The 17,164-nt window shown below is 41.5% G+C and carries 14 protein-coding genes and 1 pseudogene; 7 read left to right on the top strand and 8 right to left on the bottom strand.

All coding sequences use genetic code 11. From position 1 onward, the window contains the following. Positions 1-140 precede the first annotated feature (140 nt). From AC007G_RS12560 to AC007G_RS12575, 4 genes are all read right to left on the bottom strand, one after another. The gene (locus AC007G_RS12560; protein ID WP_142630983.1) at positions 141-1,235 is read right to left on the bottom strand and encodes a hypothetical protein; all 1,095 of its coding nucleotides are present in this window, start codon (positions 1,233-1,235) and stop codon (positions 141-143) included. Beyond that, entirely contained in the window at positions 1,228-2,898 is a 1,671-nt protein-coding gene (locus tag AC007G_RS12565; RefSeq protein WP_142630982.1) for an AAA family ATPase, read from the bottom strand. The genes AC007G_RS12560 and AC007G_RS12565 overlap by 8 nt, the downstream gene beginning before the upstream one ends. Positions 2,899-3,256: 358 nt before the next feature. Continuing rightward, positions 3,257-3,859 carry a site-specific integrase gene (locus tag AC007G_RS12570; RefSeq protein ID WP_004139064.1) on the bottom strand — a complete coding sequence of 201 codons (603 nt, stop codon included), beginning with the start codon at positions 3,857-3,859 and terminating at the stop codon, positions 3,257-3,259. Positions 3,860-4,025: 166 nt separating this feature from the next. Further along, positions 4,026-4,943, bottom strand: coding sequence for a restriction endonuclease (locus tag AC007G_RS12575; RefSeq protein WP_180888539.1), 918 nt, complete (start codon positions 4,941-4,943; stop codon positions 4,026-4,028). 101 nt (positions 4,944-5,044) lie between these two features. Between AC007G_RS12575 and AC007G_RS12580 the strand changes: the two genes are divergently transcribed. Beyond that, positions 5,045-5,416, top strand: coding sequence for a hypothetical protein (locus AC007G_RS12580; protein ID WP_334642225.1), 372 nt, complete (start codon positions 5,045-5,047; stop codon positions 5,414-5,416). Between the two features lie 119 nt (positions 5,417-5,535). Here AC007G_RS12580 and AC007G_RS12585 read toward each other — a convergent pair whose 3' ends face one another. Together AC007G_RS12585 and AC007G_RS12590 are read right to left on the bottom strand one after the other, a co-directional pair. Further along, the gene (locus tag AC007G_RS12585) at positions 5,536-6,132 is read right to left on the bottom strand and encodes a hypothetical protein (protein WP_044523626.1); all 597 of its coding nucleotides are present in this window, start codon (positions 6,130-6,132) and stop codon (positions 5,536-5,538) included. A gap of 310 nt (positions 6,133-6,442) precedes the next feature. Then, positions 6,443-7,192 (bottom strand): SDR family NAD(P)-dependent oxidoreductase, encoded by a 750-nt coding sequence (locus AC007G_RS12590; RefSeq protein ID WP_180888541.1) that lies wholly within the window; start codon positions 7,190-7,192, stop codon positions 6,443-6,445. 147 nt (positions 7,193-7,339) lie between these two features. On the opposite strand from AC007G_RS12590, the gene AC007G_RS12595 reads away from it, so the two are divergent. The 6 genes and pseudogenes from AC007G_RS12595 (at position 7,340) to AC007G_RS12620 (ending at position 13,419) form a co-directional block, all read left to right on the top strand. Beyond that, complete coding sequence (locus AC007G_RS12595) at positions 7,340-8,251, top strand: LysR family transcriptional regulator (RefSeq protein WP_180889127.1); 912 nt, start codon at positions 7,340-7,342, stop codon at positions 8,249-8,251. 27 nt (positions 8,252-8,278) lie between these two features. Continuing rightward, a pseudogene (locus AC007G_RS12600) lies at positions 8,279-8,647 on the top strand (CDI toxin immunity protein); the annotation flags it as partial. Between the two features lie 645 nt (positions 8,648-9,292). Then, complete coding sequence (locus AC007G_RS12605) at positions 9,293-9,877, top strand: dihydrofolate reductase family protein (RefSeq protein ID WP_032690530.1); 585 nt, start codon at positions 9,293-9,295, stop codon at positions 9,875-9,877. Between the two features lie 778 nt (positions 9,878-10,655). Next, positions 10,656-11,201: a cysteine hydrolase family protein gene (locus tag AC007G_RS12610; RefSeq protein WP_032695951.1), complete on the top strand. Its 546-nt coding sequence runs from the start codon at positions 10,656-10,658 to the stop codon at positions 11,199-11,201. 711 nt (positions 11,202-11,912) lie between these two features. Next, complete coding sequence (locus tag AC007G_RS12615) at positions 11,913-12,602, top strand: helix-turn-helix transcriptional regulator (RefSeq protein WP_479466605.1); 690 nt, start codon at positions 11,913-11,915, stop codon at positions 12,600-12,602. A gap of 70 nt (positions 12,603-12,672) precedes the next feature. Then, a complete protein-coding gene (locus AC007G_RS12620; protein ID WP_032695949.1) occupies positions 12,673-13,419 on the top strand; it encodes an SDR family NAD(P)-dependent oxidoreductase in 747 nt (248 codons plus the stop codon). 326 nt (positions 13,420-13,745) lie between these two features. Here AC007G_RS12620 and AC007G_RS12625 read toward each other — a convergent pair whose 3' ends face one another. Further along, entirely contained in the window at positions 13,746-14,735 is a 990-nt protein-coding gene (locus AC007G_RS12625; RefSeq protein ID WP_142631082.1) for a hypothetical protein, read from the bottom strand. Beyond that, positions 14,735-16,762 carry a hypothetical protein gene (locus AC007G_RS12630; protein WP_479466606.1) on the bottom strand — a complete coding sequence of 676 codons (2,028 nt, stop codon included), beginning with the start codon at positions 16,760-16,762 and terminating at the stop codon, positions 14,735-14,737. Before AC007G_RS12630 ends, AC007G_RS12625 begins: the two co-directional genes overlap by 1 nt. Positions 16,763-17,164: the final 402 nt, after the last annotated feature.

Here is a 17,164-nt window from a genome sequence, read left to right on the forward strand (position 1 = left end):
AAGTTGTACTTCTTTTGGAGTTGTCTAAGCAGCACAGTTGAAGAAATGTTTAATCCGAACCGTGCTGGTATAGGTGTGTGTGATTTCAACACAAATTAATCATAACATTTTAAATGGCTAATTAATTACAGACCGTTCTGTTATAAACGGTTTTTTAGATTCGGTTTTACTTGCTCCCAAAAATCAAGATAGAACTTACCTTTTTGATAATAAGGTATTTCATTGCTGTTTTTCGGTATTTTTTGCCTTCCACGTGCGTAAATTTGATCTTCTATTTCTTGTAAACTTTTATCTCTATAGTTGAATATCTCATTCAAAAAAACACTCAGCTCGCCTTTATATTCTTGATATCGATTCTCAAGTTGCAAATCAATTGCTGTTGTGTCATTAACTCTTGCTGATTGCTCGTTGATGACTAGATTTAAATTAGTGATTTCAGAGTTCCCCATAAGTGTTGCCATTAGGATATCCTCCTTACTAAAATTAAACTTGTAATGAGAATCAAATGAATCAGCATAAGGGTTAATATGTGTGGTTATGTCAAATTCTTTTGTAGAGCGAATTCGGCTATTACATATACCACAGCACGGTATGAGGTTATAAAAAGACAGAGATAGAAAAGGATACTTGCTTTTTAAATAAAAATGGTCCAAGTCGAAAAGAATTTTATTATTTCCGTCTCTATAGTTATTATTTATGGTTGGTTTTATATTTGATATAACTTTCAGATCATAAATTCCGCAGTAAAAGCAATGCATTCTTTTAATGTGAGTGTTTTTATAAAACTCAACACATTTAGAACTACTTCTAAATGTGTCATAGAAAAATACTCGTCTTAACAAAAGCTCTCCAAGTTTAGTCGGTTGCCAAACTCCATTTACACATTGAGAAATATCTTCAGCTTCTAAAATATTAAAAGCCTCACGGATTCTAATAGGGAAATACTGCGGCTCTGAGGTTATTAATTCTTTTAATTTCTTGTAATTATTGAATTCTAATCTTTGAAGGTATTTTATGTGGCGTTTTTGAGTTTGTTTGGAACCTGATGCGGAAGTATTTAAGTGCTGCCCGTTTTTATATTCCGTCAATAGCTTGGAAAGTCTGCCGCATAAAGATTTTTTAAATAACTCACCATTATTTTTTCGCGGATTTAATACATCCCAAAACTCTGATATTTTGCCATTCAAATATATTTTAGGGTTAGCAGATGAAATACTATTTATAAACTTAATCATTCTCAATCCCCTCATTTATTCTTGAGGTGCTTTCATTTTCATAAAGCATAGCCTTTAATTGGTTATGAAGAAACTTATCACCAATCATATTTATGAATTTATTGATCTCTTCTTTTTCTAAGTTACTATAGGATCGGCTAGAAATTTTTCGTATTATGTTTTTTATATGGTTAGTTGCAAACGTGCCATATCTTTGGTTGTCAAGAAAAAATATGGTTGAGTATAAATCATAAATATTAGAGCCAAAAGTTCTGACATCCTTATTTTCAGAGAGCAGAACACTTTCCTCTTCCAAAATTATCACATTACTATGTGGCAAATCTGTCAATAAAAAAGGAGAATGTGATGTAAGCACTAACTGAATATTATAATTAGAAAAGTTAGGGAGCATTTTATTTAAATTATTTAAGAAGTCAATCTGCCATGAAGGATGTAGATATAAATCCCCTTCATCAATACATATTAAAGTATCAGTTCTTACATTTTTCAATCTTTCTCTAAGTACAGTAAATAATGTTAAATAAGCTTTTGAACCTGAACTAACACCTTCCCAATCGGCCCGAAAATCCCCTCTTTTCCCGAAGAGATAATTTATATCTTTAATTACCTCTAAATTTTTCTCACTTACTTCTATCGTATAGCGAGTGTAAGAACTGAAACCACTAACCGTATTATTAATAATTGGATTGATCGTATTTAGATTATTTTCAATTTTAGAAAAATCACTAAAACCTGCCTGTAAATCAGAGTATTTTTCATGCTTTTTATTATCTATTTTATAACCATCTATAATTTCAGCAATACAACCAGATACTTGCTCGCCAATTTTTTGAAGATATAAATCCGTTGATTCATTGTCCATTGATTCGAAATTAATTTGTTCTAGATATTTTTTTTCGAAATCATTTGATATATTGTTTATTAGTTTAACTAAAAACATATACTTTAAAGAGTAGATGAATTTATTTTTAGGGTTAACAATATCTTTAATCCTTTTTCTTACCAGGCTTGTGAAGTTTTGACCGTCTTCAAAATCCAGTTTCTCGGAAAAAACGTATAAGTCTATCCCAAGAGATGTAGGTATCGATATTTTAATTTCATTTTTTAGAATGGTGCGATGTTTTGTAATTAAATCGATTTGTGAAGATAATAAGTTAACCTTGTCTCCGCTTGAACTATAATTACGATAGCCATAGTTATTATTTGAAGTAGCATATGTAATCTCTCGACCAAAATTATACCTCCTGTTATCATGAATATTTGAGAAGAACACCCCCCTGATTCCTTTTATTTTATTTTTATCTGACTCATATTTATACTCAAAGTTAGCTTCAATACCTTGTTCTAAATTGTGATAAATAGTGTATTTTTTCTCATCATCTTCTACAATAGCCAAAAAACTTGTGTTGTACTGACGCATGGTTCCTTCTAGGATAGTACATATCAACTCTAAGCAATTTGTTTTCCCAACACCATTTTTTCCAACAATGGCTGTGACATCTGTTATTTTAGTAGAGAATAAATTAGCAATATAATCTTCATTATCCATCATATTTAATGAACATGAGTCTTGATTGTATGAAAACCTCTTGTCGCTTGCTAAATTTATGGCGAAATCCGTAAATCCTTTATATTTATCAACCCATATATATGAAATTTTCATTCTAAAATCCTTACCATTGTTGTTATTTAGAACTATATTGGTGTTTATCCTAGCTTATTGCATGGACAGCTAGAGTGCATTGCCTTAATTTAACATTTATTTCAAAAATGTAAACTTACATAAGAGGAAGAGCTACGAGTACTTTGATTTGCACTTTTTCTTTAAGAAACCAGATCATTAGAATCTGTCCATTTCTGACTGAGGGCTGCTTACAGTTGCAGCTTGACCATTTTAGACTTCAATCAACTCAGGGGTCTCCAACGCATCATCGGCTTTATTCGCACCCCATTTTTTGACACACAATTACTATAGAAACGTCCGCTCCTGGCACAGGGCTGCTGTTGCAGCCCTGACAACCTTAGACTTCGATCGATTCAGAGATCTCTAATGCATCATCGACTTCAATGCCCAGATAACGGACTGTGCTTTCCAGTTTCTTATGGCCCAACAGAAGTTGGATCACCCGGAGATTCTTGGTTTTCTTGTAGATTAGGTAAGGTTTTGTTCTTCTCATGGAATGTGTGCTATATAGCGAATCATCGAGACCAAGCTTTTCTACCCACCCATGAAAAATTCGGTTGTATTGCCGGGTTGATATGGGCTGGTTAGTTCCGACTCGAGACCGAAACAAGAAGTCTTTACTATGCAAATTGCCATGCTTTATCAATGCAGCAACAGCTTCTCTTGTCCCTTTGGTTATCTCAAATTGCACAGGGCTACCGGTTTTCTGTTGCAACACCGTAGCTCTGCTTGAAACAGAGCTACCATATGCAACATCAGATACTTTGAGTTTGACCAGATCACAGCCTCGTAGCTTACTGTCCAGGGCCATATTGAAAAGAGCCAAATCGCGCGTTTTACCTTCTAGTTCAAGCCGGATTCGGATCCCCCAGATATGAGATATCTGAAGTGGTCTTTTTTGGCCGATGATACGGTCTTTGTTCCACGGTGACGTGTTCATACTCAAATCTCCTGCAATGTGGGAGATTTGAGTATGGTTGTCCCTTATGAGCGAGGAGCGGAAATTAACATACCTTCGAAAGTGGCCAAATTTAGCTATCCACTACACAGAATAAGAAAAGGTATCTTCTAGCATAAATGCCCGTAACCGATAAGGTACCGGGCTATTACGAAACCTTATTTCTAAGCCATAGTGCCAGCCCGGTGTCCAGTATGAGTTCTGCAAGCCTCGTGGGCCCAATCATAGTGACGCCTTCAGCACGGAGATCCTCACTCAATGTCCCTTGATGCCAGACAAAGAACATCCGATCATAGCTGTCACTGGTCTGGAACCGTGACAGATAGTCAGAGAATACAGACTGCTCAGCAACAGACTTCACTTGCACATATGCCCGTTCTCCGGTGGTGGGCAGTTCAAGCTCAATATCGACAGTCTTCTGTGTCCTGCCAAGGCTCCCGGTTCTTCTCCATCCGCTGGCGGAGAAAATCAGATCTACGAGCAACTCAAAGTCCTGCCAGGTAAGCAAACTACACAGCCTGGTAATAGCCTTCAGGTACTGAGCTTTAGCAATATCAGCGCTGATGATTTCCGGCGATTGCTCATCATTGATTTTTCGCAGGGCGTAATCGGCCAAACGCACATCGCAGATGGTCCCCCGGTAATTCTGTGTAGCGAGTAAAGCACCGCTCAGGACGCTGTGGGATAGAAGGTTCCCGGCCAGACTATGGCTGTGCCATCCGCTCACCGTGGGGCGGGTCCTACTGCCATCATCCAGTTCGGTGACCTCTCCGGAAGGCTGGCACCAATGCAATAACCCCTGGCTGAACGTAATGAAGAGTATATCGGGGGTGGCGGTGTAAAACGTCCTTATCTGTCTGACATCACTGGTGGCAGTGGACTGGTTATTTTTCCTTTCTTCTAACCAGACTTTATTCACATCCTCCCACTTTCCCTCAAGGCACATCTGATGGGGCGTTTTGTGGTACCCAAACTTAATAATGCCAGATGTCAGGCACTCATGTTCCCATTCGCCTCCCTCTCCCAGCTTGATATATTTAACCGCAGTCGCCTGGATCTTTTCCAAAATGCAATCACTCCACTAAACAAATTTCCTAACTGAATGTTCTTACTTTACCTCTGAACAGGGTGTAAAGGCGCGCATTTCCTTTACCGGGATAAATCAGCGTGGCGCCAGATAGTGGTGACAATACGCGTCATAAAGAGCTAATAGGACGTACAGTAAACGGAATTCCCGTACCGGGTGCAGTTGGTCTGCACAGGTCCTTTCAAGACATCATTGAGAGACTGGGTCTGGCGTTCCTGTTGCTCCTGCTGGCGCTGTTGGTCGACGCTGGCCAGCGCCTGATTCTGCCTGTAAATATCAGCACTCAGTTGATTACAATCTCCTTTTGTCATCGGTTTATTCGTAAACGTTTTGACAGCCTGTTGGTAACGTTGCTGATATTTCGCGCTATCTTAGTTCCACACGTCCAAGTATTTTCCGATAAAACTTTTTCCTGTCCCAGCTATCTGGTAATCCATAAGGTCGTTATTTAAAAAAAACGTCAATGCCGCCCGCCATGCCCGCCACAAAATTATATTGACTGTCATCCATTTCTGATTTGGGAATGGCACACGAGCAAAGAAAAAATGGCATTACACCCGAAGGTACTTTTTTATTTCCCAAACATTCCACCATTTTCATCAAATATCTCCAACAGTTCATGAACTCTCATGACTTCATCAAGAATAGGTTGAACATTATGTCTTTCCCCCAATACTTGATAAATTCCATCATTTAGATAGTAGGCTCTGAAGATGTGATGCGGCACATCTGTTTCTTCTGGCTTGTTCAAGATTAGACTTGGGAAGATATTTCCTACAATTCCACCTTCAAGATACATATCCAGTCGTTCATCAAAGTGCTCTATTGCATTTCTAAGTTTCTTATCATGCAAAGGGCTGCTTTCTGTCACATCAAAAATTTGCCTCAGAAACTCAGCACGGTTCTTATGTAAAATCTTCTCACCTTTTCCACCAATCATTGATGGAAAGAAGTACCGAGCTATAGCAGCACTATGATTGATGAAGTTTTGTAGACAGTCTAGAAGCTCATCTTTCCGATCTTGTGGCCCTAGCTTCCCTTCACTGATCGCTTGGATGTACTTAGATGCTCTATCCACGGCCTGTAGAGCCGATGTTGTATTGAACAACATCGATTGGATATAGAAGACTTGGTGCGGAGGCCATATTGATGGCTCATTTTTATCCATTATCTATCCTTTGCTAGATTGCAGTGGCATACCGATTTTGACCACATTAGCAGAAGTGTGGAATGTCCGCTCCTGGCACAGAGCAGCCGTTCTGACCGAACGTGGTCATAAGAACGAAGTTATACGCAAATTTTGTTGACGATGGTGAAGTGATTTGCGAACGGTCGCTATGCTTTGCGAGATAATAAAACCCATCAAGAATGGCTGGTGCCGTATTGTGCGCTGTCACACTGTGACGTTAAAACTGCGTGACGCCAGCCGTCCATTGAAAACCCGTCGCCTCGGGAGATTTGACGGTGTGATATCAGCTCTAAATCTGCGCCATACCGCCGTCAACAAACAGTTCTATAGCATTGATAAAACTGGCGGCATCAGACGCCAGAAACGCAACGGCTTTGCCGACTTCCGCTGGCTCACCAATCCGGCCTAACGGAACCTGCGCCGCCAGTGCATCAAACAGGCCCTGACGCTGTTCCTCGGCAACCAGCCCCCCTAATCCAGGCGTTTTGACCGGACCCGGACTCACGACATTCACCCGAATACCACGCCCCTGCAAGTCCAGCGCCCATGAGCGAGCAAAGTTTCTCACTGCGGCTTTGCTGGCGCTATATACGCTAAAGTTAGCCGTCCCTTTTACCGAAACGGTGGAAGCGGTGAGGATAATGGATGAACCGGCACCAAGCAGTGGCAGTGCTTTCTGGACGGTGAATAATACTCCGCGAACATTCGTCCCGAAAATCCGGTCAAAATGTTCTTCGGTTATGGCACCCAGCGGCAGCATATCTCCGCCACCGGCGTTAGCAAACAAAATGTCCAGACGCCCCGACTCTTCTTCTATCTGAGCGTAAACCTTATCCAGATCGTCAAGACGGGAGACATCGGCCCGAATCCCCTTAGCCGACGTGCCGATCAACGCGATGGCCGAATCAAGTTCCTGCTGACGACGTCCGGTGATGTAGACTTTTGCCCCCTGCACCGCCAGCTCCTGAGCACTGGCAAGACCGATTCCTGTGCTGCCGCCCGTGACCAGGGCAATTTTGTCTGACAGTGGTTTACTCATTATTCATATCCTCGGCGTTGTTTCGAATTGGCCGTCATTCAGCCTGTGAACACACTCTAGCCGCAGAGAAATTATTGATAAATTAGCAAAGATGGAAAACACTCTTTCTACAGGTGAATAATCAGATGCCTCATGGAGAAACAGAATGTGGATCAGTTAATGGCTATGCGTGCGTTTACGCGGGTGGTGGAAACCGGCAACTTTACGCGGGCAGCGGATTCACTGAACCTGCCGAATGCCACATTAAGTAAGCTGGTTAAATCACTGGAGGCCCACCTCGGCGTGCGTCTTTTACATCGTACGACCCGGCGCGTCGTCGCAACGCCAGAGGGTCAGGACTATTATGAAAAAGCCTCGCGGGTACTCATTGATATTGAGGAGATAGACACTTCGTTTAGCACCTCGCAGATCAAACCTAAAGGGTATCTGCGTATTGATGTCGGCGGTTCTACCGCACGTGAAGTCCTGATCCCGGCGTTACCGGATTTTTTGCAGCGCTATCCGGAAATCAAAATCGATTTAGGCGTATCCGACAGGCCGGTAGATCTTATTAGCGGAAATGTGGACTGTGTAATCCGTGGCGGCTCTCTCGATGACTCATCGTTGATCGCCCGTCATATTGGTGATGCCGCGATGGTGACCTGCGCTACATCGGGATACCTGAAAGCCGCTGGCGTACCTGCGCATCCGGATGAATTAAGAAATGGACATAAGCTGGTAAGCTATTTGTCTCCGCTGACGGGCAGAGCCTTTCCTTTTCGCTTTATTGTAGAAGGTGAAATGCGGGAGATGAAGACGCAGCATTACATCGGGGTTAACGAAAGTAATGCGCATTTGGCTGCGGCCGTGGCCGGGATGGGAATTATCCAGACCTTTTGCTATGCGGCGAAACATGAACTGAACAACGGCACACTTGTTGAGATCCTACAGGCATGGCGTCCCGCGAGTTATCCTTTTTATGTCGTCTATCCGCAGAACAGGTACATGACGCACCGATTACGAGTGTTTATTGACTGGCTAACCGAGGTATTCCCAGCGGCACTGCGCGGTTACCGATAAACATACCTCTGACAATAGGTAGAAAACATGACTCTATATGATGAGTGTAAAGAGGCTCTTAGTACTGATTTTGACGTACTTGAAGGTCAGAGAGAGAAAGAAGCTCTTAATATTTTGTACAAATTTCCATTTTCCAATGGGAATATACTATGGGCTGAACTTAATTATGTAGATTATGAAGAGATAAACGAACTTATATCAGACAATCATAATAAAAATTACGATGTATTTGTTTTTGTTGATAATATCAACACTCCCATTTTCAAAACTAATCTAGTTTTGATCGCTGAGAATATCTATGACGTTACTGCCTTATCGCCAAAAATATTCATTTTTAATAATGAATTAATATTACAACCTCTATTCCCAAATGAAACAATCCGTTTAGGTAGGAAAATTAACGGATCTTTAAAAAATCCCGACCGTCTGAGCCGGGATCTGTTTATCATCCGTTACAAACAGCCACCGTCCCTACGCCTAATTACCGGCAGATCGCCGGTATCGTTCAGCGCCTCCGGAAACCCTTCTGTAAGCATCCCTGTAAATCGAACCATGCACTTTTAGATATCTAACCTACCGTGTCGTAATGTCCTAGATGTCCCCTCTTATGGCACAAAGCCGTCTATGGTAACGGCCAGTGGCTGCTATGCGCGAGAAGCGGAAGTTAGTACTTATCACACAAAACAGGGTCATGTATCCAATAGGCGATATTCCAGAACCGTATGGGTAACAAGATTTATACTTAATTCCAGATATTCCGGGATTAGGAGCTTACCATGGGGAACAACCTGTTTTTCTCACTGCTTCGTTCTATTGTTCATCTTGATCCGATACAACTTGAGTGTGCTCAGGAACACCGTCGTCACCAACTCCGGTATGATCAGTGGTGGATGGATAAACCAAAGTGACGATACATCTGTGTTTTCCGGATGCGAAAGCACGCAAGATGGGGTTGGAGAAAATGGGTGCTATTTAAGACGGGAACCAAACCCTGGCGTGCCTCGCAGGCTATGTAATCAAAACTTAATCAAAGAGATAATCATGAGAAAAATAGTTTCGTTTGTTCATGTGTCGCTGGATGGTTTTGTCGCTTCTACCGCTGAGGGCCCGGCGGGTCTGGCCTGGATAAGCCTGAGCCCCGACTTGTTTGAATACGTGGAGCAGCGGATTCAGCAGACCGACACCGCCTTATATGGGCGCACCACCTACCAGATGATGGAGTCGTACTGGCCAACTGCTGCCGATAATCCTGACGCCAGCCCGCATGACCATGCGCATTCGCGTTGGTATAAATCTGCCCACAAAGTGGTGTTGTCGAAAACCCTGTTGCAAAAAAATCATCCTGATACGCAAATTATCAGTAGCCATTTAAGCGACGAAATCCACAAGCTCAAGCACAACGCGGGCAGCGAAATCTTACTGTTTGGCAGTCCCTCAGCGACTCACGCGCTAATGTCGGAAAACCTTATCGATGAGTATTGGCTATTCGTCAATCCGATTCTGCTGGGGCAAGGCATTCCCTTGTTCAAAAACATAAAAGACAGAACCTCACTCATGCTGGTGAATAGTAAAATTTTCCCGTCGGGCGTAGTGTGCCTGCGATACGAGGTGAAACGAAACCAATAATGCAAGGTTCTGATAGTTCTGCAAGAGGAAACAACGCCGAACGGCTGCATTTCTGCGAATGTGCAGCCAATCGATGTTTTGCGGTTTGCGATCTATCCTAACTGGCAATTTCACCTAAGGGCCAGCAACGTCCGCTTCTGGCACAGAGCGAACAGACTAGCGGGCTGTCAGATCAACTGTGAGCAAGAAGCGGACCCTGAATAGTTTAAATATACCAGGCAAAGCCGCTACTTTTAACGCGTAAACAATCAAGGGATTAAGACGTTGAAAATTGACTGGACTGGTATAGCGCCTTACTCGATCACAAGTTCATGGATTGGATCCGCGATGATACCAAAAATAAATTAGGGTGACGTGGTAGATGAGTGGATACGTAGACAAAGGCTATAAAGGAACCTTCCCCTTCCATGTAGGCTGGAAAGACGTCCATTCTGCTATGAGCGAGGTGCGGAAGTTGGTTTAACGGTTTTTGCCCACCCAGTATGTAGCATCTAAGGCCCGACTTTCTGCAGGATAAATATTTATTGAAATCGGTATTTACTCAGTGCTACAAGAACAGAGCAGTTTTTATAATTACTGCTCCAGATGCTCAACGAATACAAGAAGGTCAGAAAATGCTTAAGTCACTTCAGCCAACAACCACAGTTACTACCACCGGCACCTTCGGCGGTGTGGGCGTATCTGTGACAGGCTCCTGACAAAACAGATTCTGAATCCCCGCCAAACCGGACGGGGAAGAAAATATCTCCGTTCATAACGTTCTGAATGGAGACACATCATGCTTTTATCCGAAAATGCACTTTTAGTTATCGATATGCAGCAGGGGCTTTTCCGTGGCCCTACTTCCCCACACTCCTCAGACACCGTTCTGTTGAATATCCGTCTGCTGATTGAAAATGCGAGGCAGGCTCAGGTGCCCGTTTTTTTTGCCCGCCACATCGGACCCGATGATTCCCCATTCTCAGAGCAAAGTCCGTTAACACAACTGATACCCGAGCTGAACGTAAACGCTGAACAGGATATCGTGTTTATTAAAAAGTATCCCAGCTGCTTCCGTGATACAGAGCTTCAGCTTCAGCTCAGTCTGCGAGGTGTTAAGCAACTGGTTATCGCCGGTATGAAAACAGAATTCTGTGTGGATACTACCTGCCGCGCAGCGCCAGAGCATGGATTCAGGACTGTGCTGATTTCAGATGCGCATACGACAATGGATAACAAATATTTGTCAGCGAGTGAAATCATTGCCCATCACAACGTTACGCTGGCTGGACCGTTTGTGACACTCGCAACCGCGGCTTGCTGGAGTTTTCATTCTGAGAAATGAGCCTGAACCTGGAGCCACCCCCGCGGTGGCTAAAATGTCCAACGTCCCCTCCTGGCGCTTAACCGCCAGGCTGAAGGCCCGTACAGGTCAGCTATGAGCGAGAGAGAAGCGGACTTTCGCTTATATTTGGCAGGCGTAGGGTTATGTTTAAGTTAGCATCTAAGAACCTACTGTTCCTGCGGACCTGCGCTAAAACAATATCATTATCTATACCTCTTCTCATGCGCAGATAAGCATGGCAGTCACATCAACACTGATAGCTGCAATTTATATTTGCGAACCACCTTCTTACCGCGCTCTTTAAAACTCTTTCTACTTATTTTCACCCTTCCGTTATGAAAAGTGAAATTTTATCCAGCTTCATTATATCGCACTGAATAAAATTACAGTATATATTGCATAGCCATTGTTGATTATTGCTAAGTGGATTCAGGAAATAATATAATTTCATGTAACGTTGCATTATTCATAAGGACACACCGTTTTTCTGCCAGTAGTCGCGGCATTGATGATACGTATCCCCTGCCCTCCGAACGAACGGCAGGCTGTCGAACACCTCCGCCCATCTTCTGGGCACTGTGGCGAGTCAGATGCGCTGTATTAACCAATTGGGAGCAGTTCAACTTAAGCATGTACGCTTACTTTGTACTAAAATGCTTATCCAACAGATGCTTTAAGATATCGTCTCAGGATCAAGATGGATTTATCAGCATGACCAGAACAGAAAGGCTTCTCGAATTACTACAGATATTAAGGGCGCAAAGATATCCGATCACTGCATCCACTCTCTCTATAAGATTAAGAGTAAGTGTGCGATCTCTTTACAGAGATATAAAAACGCTACAGCATCAAGGAGTGTGTATTGAAGGTGGTGCTGGAATTGGTTATATCGTTAAGTCTGACTTTCATTTACCACCCTTAAACCTTACTCATGAAGAAATCAATGCTATTACACTTGGGTTAAATTGGGTATCTCATAATACGGATTATGATTTCAAGAATACCGCAAGGAATGCACTTGCCAAAATACACGCCGTCATTCCTGGTGAATTAAAGAATCTTATTGAGAGTCAATCCTATCTGATCGGTCCTTCAGAAAATAATGAGATGTTTTTTGAAGATATCCGCAATGCTATTAAAAAGCGAAAGAGAATCAAAATAAAGTATTGTGACAAGAAAGATACTTACTCTTCTCGAATCATATGGCCCATCGGATTGGTATATATGGAGTCCTGCTGGCTTTTGGTTGCATGGTGTGAGATGAGAAATGATTTTCGTCATTTTAGAACTGACAAAATTGAAGAGATGGTACAACTGGATTCCATATATAGTGAAAGCAGGACGGTTTTATTGAAAAAATGGAGAATAAAAGAAGGAATCAGCGAGGAGAAAGAGTACTGACAAAAACTGTCACAGCTAGTTTGTATACTACCCCAGATGAAAGACTCAATTCTACTTCATAGGGGGAATTATGAATTTCCAGAATAAAGTTGCTGTCATAACAGGAAGTACTGCAGGTATAGGTCAGGCAGTCGCAGAGCAATTACACAAATATGGAGCTAAGGTCGTTATTGTATCCCGCTCGTCAGAGCAGGCTAAACAACAAGCGAAACGATTAACCTCACAGGGACAGCAGGCGCTGGGGATCGGATGTGATGTGTCACAACCCGAACAAGTACAGAAAATGATAGATGAGGTTATCAAACATTTCGGCAGACTTGATTATGCTGTAAATAATGCAGGCCTAACAGGTGAACATGGTAAAAACATAACAGAGCAGACAGTTGAAAACTGGGATAAGGTTATTGCCACCTCATTGAGCGGCGTTTTTTACTGCCTAAAATATGAAATACCTGAGATGATGAAATTTGGTGGTTCTATCGTTAATTTATCTGCAGTAAATGGTCTGGTTGGCATTCCAGGATTAGCACCTTACACCGTGGCTAAACATGGTATAATCGGTTTAACCCAAACCGCAGCGTTAGAGTTTGCAAGTCAAGGCATTCGAATCAATGCAGTCGCTCCCGGCTATGTCCAGACCCCACGAATGACTGAATTTCCTGAAAATATCGTACGTAGTTTCGCAAATAGCCACCCTATGAAAAGGATGGCAAAAATGCAAGAAATAGCAGACTTCATATTGTTTTTGCTTTCAGACAATTCAGCGTTCTGTACCGGAGGAGTTTATCCAATCGATGGTGGTTATTTAGCCGAGTAAAATGCCCCTACAGCCCTTTTAAGCTGTAAGAATTGCCTCAATAAAGTGGCAGGCTCAATGGGAGCGTTAGAATATATAGTTAACGCTTCCGTTGCGGGGCTATTGATAACAATATTTCCAGTATGGATTAACAGGAGTATAGATGATTGACTCTCCATTGGTTCATACATCATGCCATTAACAACGTCCGCTTCTGGTACGGAGCGGACGAGTTAACTGAGGTGAAGGTCCGCTGTGAGCGAAGAGCGGACATTTTATTTAGATGGTCTTCCTTTAGAAGAAAGAGAGACAAAATATCTAAACTAATAATTACTTTCGTGATGAATCTAGCGTTCGTAACAGTAATCTAACACCTCAGTGAAACTAATTTCTTCCTTAGAAAGTTTAGATTCAAGATCGTCAAGTTCATCAATCTGAGGTAGATCACTTCCAGGTGAAATCGAGACGTAGAAATCCAGATTCAGTTCGCGGCCTGCTTTCGTGAGTTCTTTACCCAATTGAAGCAATATATAGTCACGTAAAACTAACTGATTCCGTCTGAATCGGATAAGTTGATAACATAGGAAAAAGTCCGAACGTTTATTCGAATCATAATTTCTAGCATTCCACCCAGTTTTCCGCGTTGCACTATACAATGTTCGTTCTTGTATATTTTTCCAAATGTGAAAATCAAAGTGCTTTTTGGGATAAGGATTTTCGTGCGTTACTTGAGCAAAAAATTTAGTACTATCGAATTGGTGCTTATCTAAAACAGCTAAAATCCGATTCTGTTTAGACAGCATTATCCTCAAAGATCTGGGCATTTCAAAACACATCAATTTGGTTTTATCCAAGATTCTTAACTCCCTAGGGAGCATCTCATTTTCTCTGTCTATATGACTTTCGATCCTTTTTGGCACAAACTGAAAAAAGGCAGAAAAAAATCGAAATAACCCATTAGGGTTTAAAGATCTGATAAAGACTTTATCTTGTTCGCAAATGTTGTGAACGAAGTAGTATGTCCTTCCAAACCATACTAACGATTGAGCTATTTCCTCTATCAATTCCCGTATTGTGTCATCGACTGAATGTTGCCTATTCCTAGTGTGTACGTTTCCAAGCAGTTTTTGTGTAAGCCCCTCATCGTTAGATTCAATGTTAAACATATTGTTAACTTGTCGTCTTGCTGAGTGAAAAACTCTAGGAAAATCCTCATTAAACATCCCTTGGTAGAAACCTGGTCGCTCATATTTAGGCTTTATTAAAAGCCTTTCAATAAAACTCAGATAGTCATAATCATGATAGCAGTAAAAAGGGGCGCCCTTTAAAATCTTCATTATAATCCCCCTTCATATTTCACATCTAGACTGCGGGCAAGAGAAGTAACATGATAGTCAATCTTGAAATCAATTGGATTCAGTTGTGGAAGAATCTCGAGTGCGCAAAATAGGTGAGAAGCATCAGAATGGGAACTAAGAAACTCTCTTACAACCTTGTTTTTGTGGTGTACCCCTCTACTCCTTCCCATTTGGTCACTGAAACCATCATGTCTTGCACGTTGTTCAAATGTCATTTTCCACTTGTTGCGGATCATATCTCTTGGGGAGGCACGGAAGCTGAAATTGTACGGATTTGAAAGAATCATCATCCTTTTGAAATATTCTTGTTTATCGGGAATACGTTCGATTAATGCTCTGAAACTATTAAGTACCGCCTCAGACAATTTTTCGTTATCAAAATAAGCACTGTATAGAATAGCGAAACCTAAAACAGACATCAGGTCATTGATAACGGATGAACGAAGGTGTAACCGAAACTCATCATTAACATCAAGTTTTGGATCCACAAATTTGGTTTCTGATGCTTGCAGAGATAAGAACATGAACATAGGGAAAACCTTGCTAAGCTTATTTTCATCATTCTGTTCCAGTGCTTGAATACATGCTTCAGCTAATTCAAAATATATTTGTCCAAAATGATCTGGCAATTCTTCATTTTGTTCTTGATCTAGGATATGCCTAACAATATCACTCCGACCTAGAAAGGCTACTGCTTCATTCTGCGTAGAGGTTAGCCTTCCTAGTATATCAGCAATGTTAATCTCTGGTAGAGCATACTGTTTTTCAGGGTAGTGCTCGAACTCTCTATATCTATCCAAGACCAAAGAGATATCTTCAAACCAACGGGGAAGTTTCCAATGATTATGTAGGCTTCCAAGAATAACTTGTGTTGCAGCTTCTGGCATCTTCATTTTTATCATTGAACTAACAAAATCCGGAACCAAACTTGCGTGAAAATCACATATTTCTGGTAGTATTTTTGCGTATTTCTGTAGTAGTTTCTGAACTACTAACTGTTGAACATACCTTGGCTTGGATAAGCGCTGCCCTTCGATCTCTTTTTCGAATTCAATACGCTCAATGATAAAAGCCAGATCAATTTGCAAAAAAGCAGGAAGAGAAAGTAGAGTTCTCTCTGTCCAAATATCTTTTTGAAAGAACTCTCTGAGTTCTTGCTCAAAAGTAATTATGCGGCGCAACGTTTCAAGGCAGAGATTACTACCTAACGCGGCCCACGTATCCGCAATTCCAACTCTCATAACTATTGCTTCATTGCTATCAAGGATATCCGATGAAGAAAAATATTCTTCGATAAGTACCTTCATTCTCCGAAGTTCACTCATACCTATATCGAAATGAAACTGTCGCGCATAAGTATACACTCGAGAGGAGAATCGGCTGATGAGATCCAACCCAAGCTTGAAATCGCCAACATTTAACGCTAATTCAATATGGCCTATCAATCTATTTATGATCTCACTCTCCAGCCAATCATAATTAACCTCTTCATCGGCCGTTAATTGGCTGCGGGTTTGCAACGCCATAGTCGTTGCACTGTCTCCGGCAAAAAACCATTGCTTGTGTTTTTGTCGCCTAGGATACCAGTAACTTTGATGGTTGATTTTGTGTTTCTGATTAAGATAATGCAAAAGTAATGCAGAGTAATCATCGTTTATAGCTGGTAGATTGTCACAAAGTCCTACTTTTTCTAACCCCATGCGATCGTCAATATAGTTTAGTTGCTCAAATGCTGAATGTGCGGCTTTGGAGTGATGATTGGCTAAAGATATAGAATTTTTAGAATTTGATGCCCCCTCTATGTGGCGAGCAATTCTGGGGAGTATCTCGCTACGAGCTAACTGATTGAGATCAAAAAAATTAAATAATCTTTGACCTAATGGAAAAAGAGCCAACGAGCTTATAAGCGTTAATAGCGTTCCTGCCGCATAAATGAAAAGTCCGGGCTCAAATCCGAACAACTGTAAGGCTGTTGCACTGAGGCAGAATACGGCAGAAGTAACCATAACACGCGAATATACGCTACCAACTTGTTCGGTAGTAAGTATCTGTATTATGTCTCGCCGAAGTCTCGTATATCCAGAGCTAACAATGATACCAATTGTAGCGAAGTATATCGAAAAAATAGCTGTAAGCAGCTGTGCATATAGCCTCAGTTGGTCAATATTGAACTTTTTGTCGTCGGAGCTCAGAGGATGAAGAAAGTCCGTGTTACTTCGAATATAATTCTCTAAAAACCCAAGAGCTAATAACAAAAAAACAACAAACAATAAACTTTTGATGCCAATTAATGTTATTGATATTAAGATGTGGGCACCATTACTAACCTTGGAAAGAGCCGTTTGATTTTTATATGAACTACGTTCAATTAAAAAACAATTCTCATTAAATTAGTTCTAACTTTCCAG

It is taken from the genome of Klebsiella sp. CSG-1, assembly GCF_056521145.1.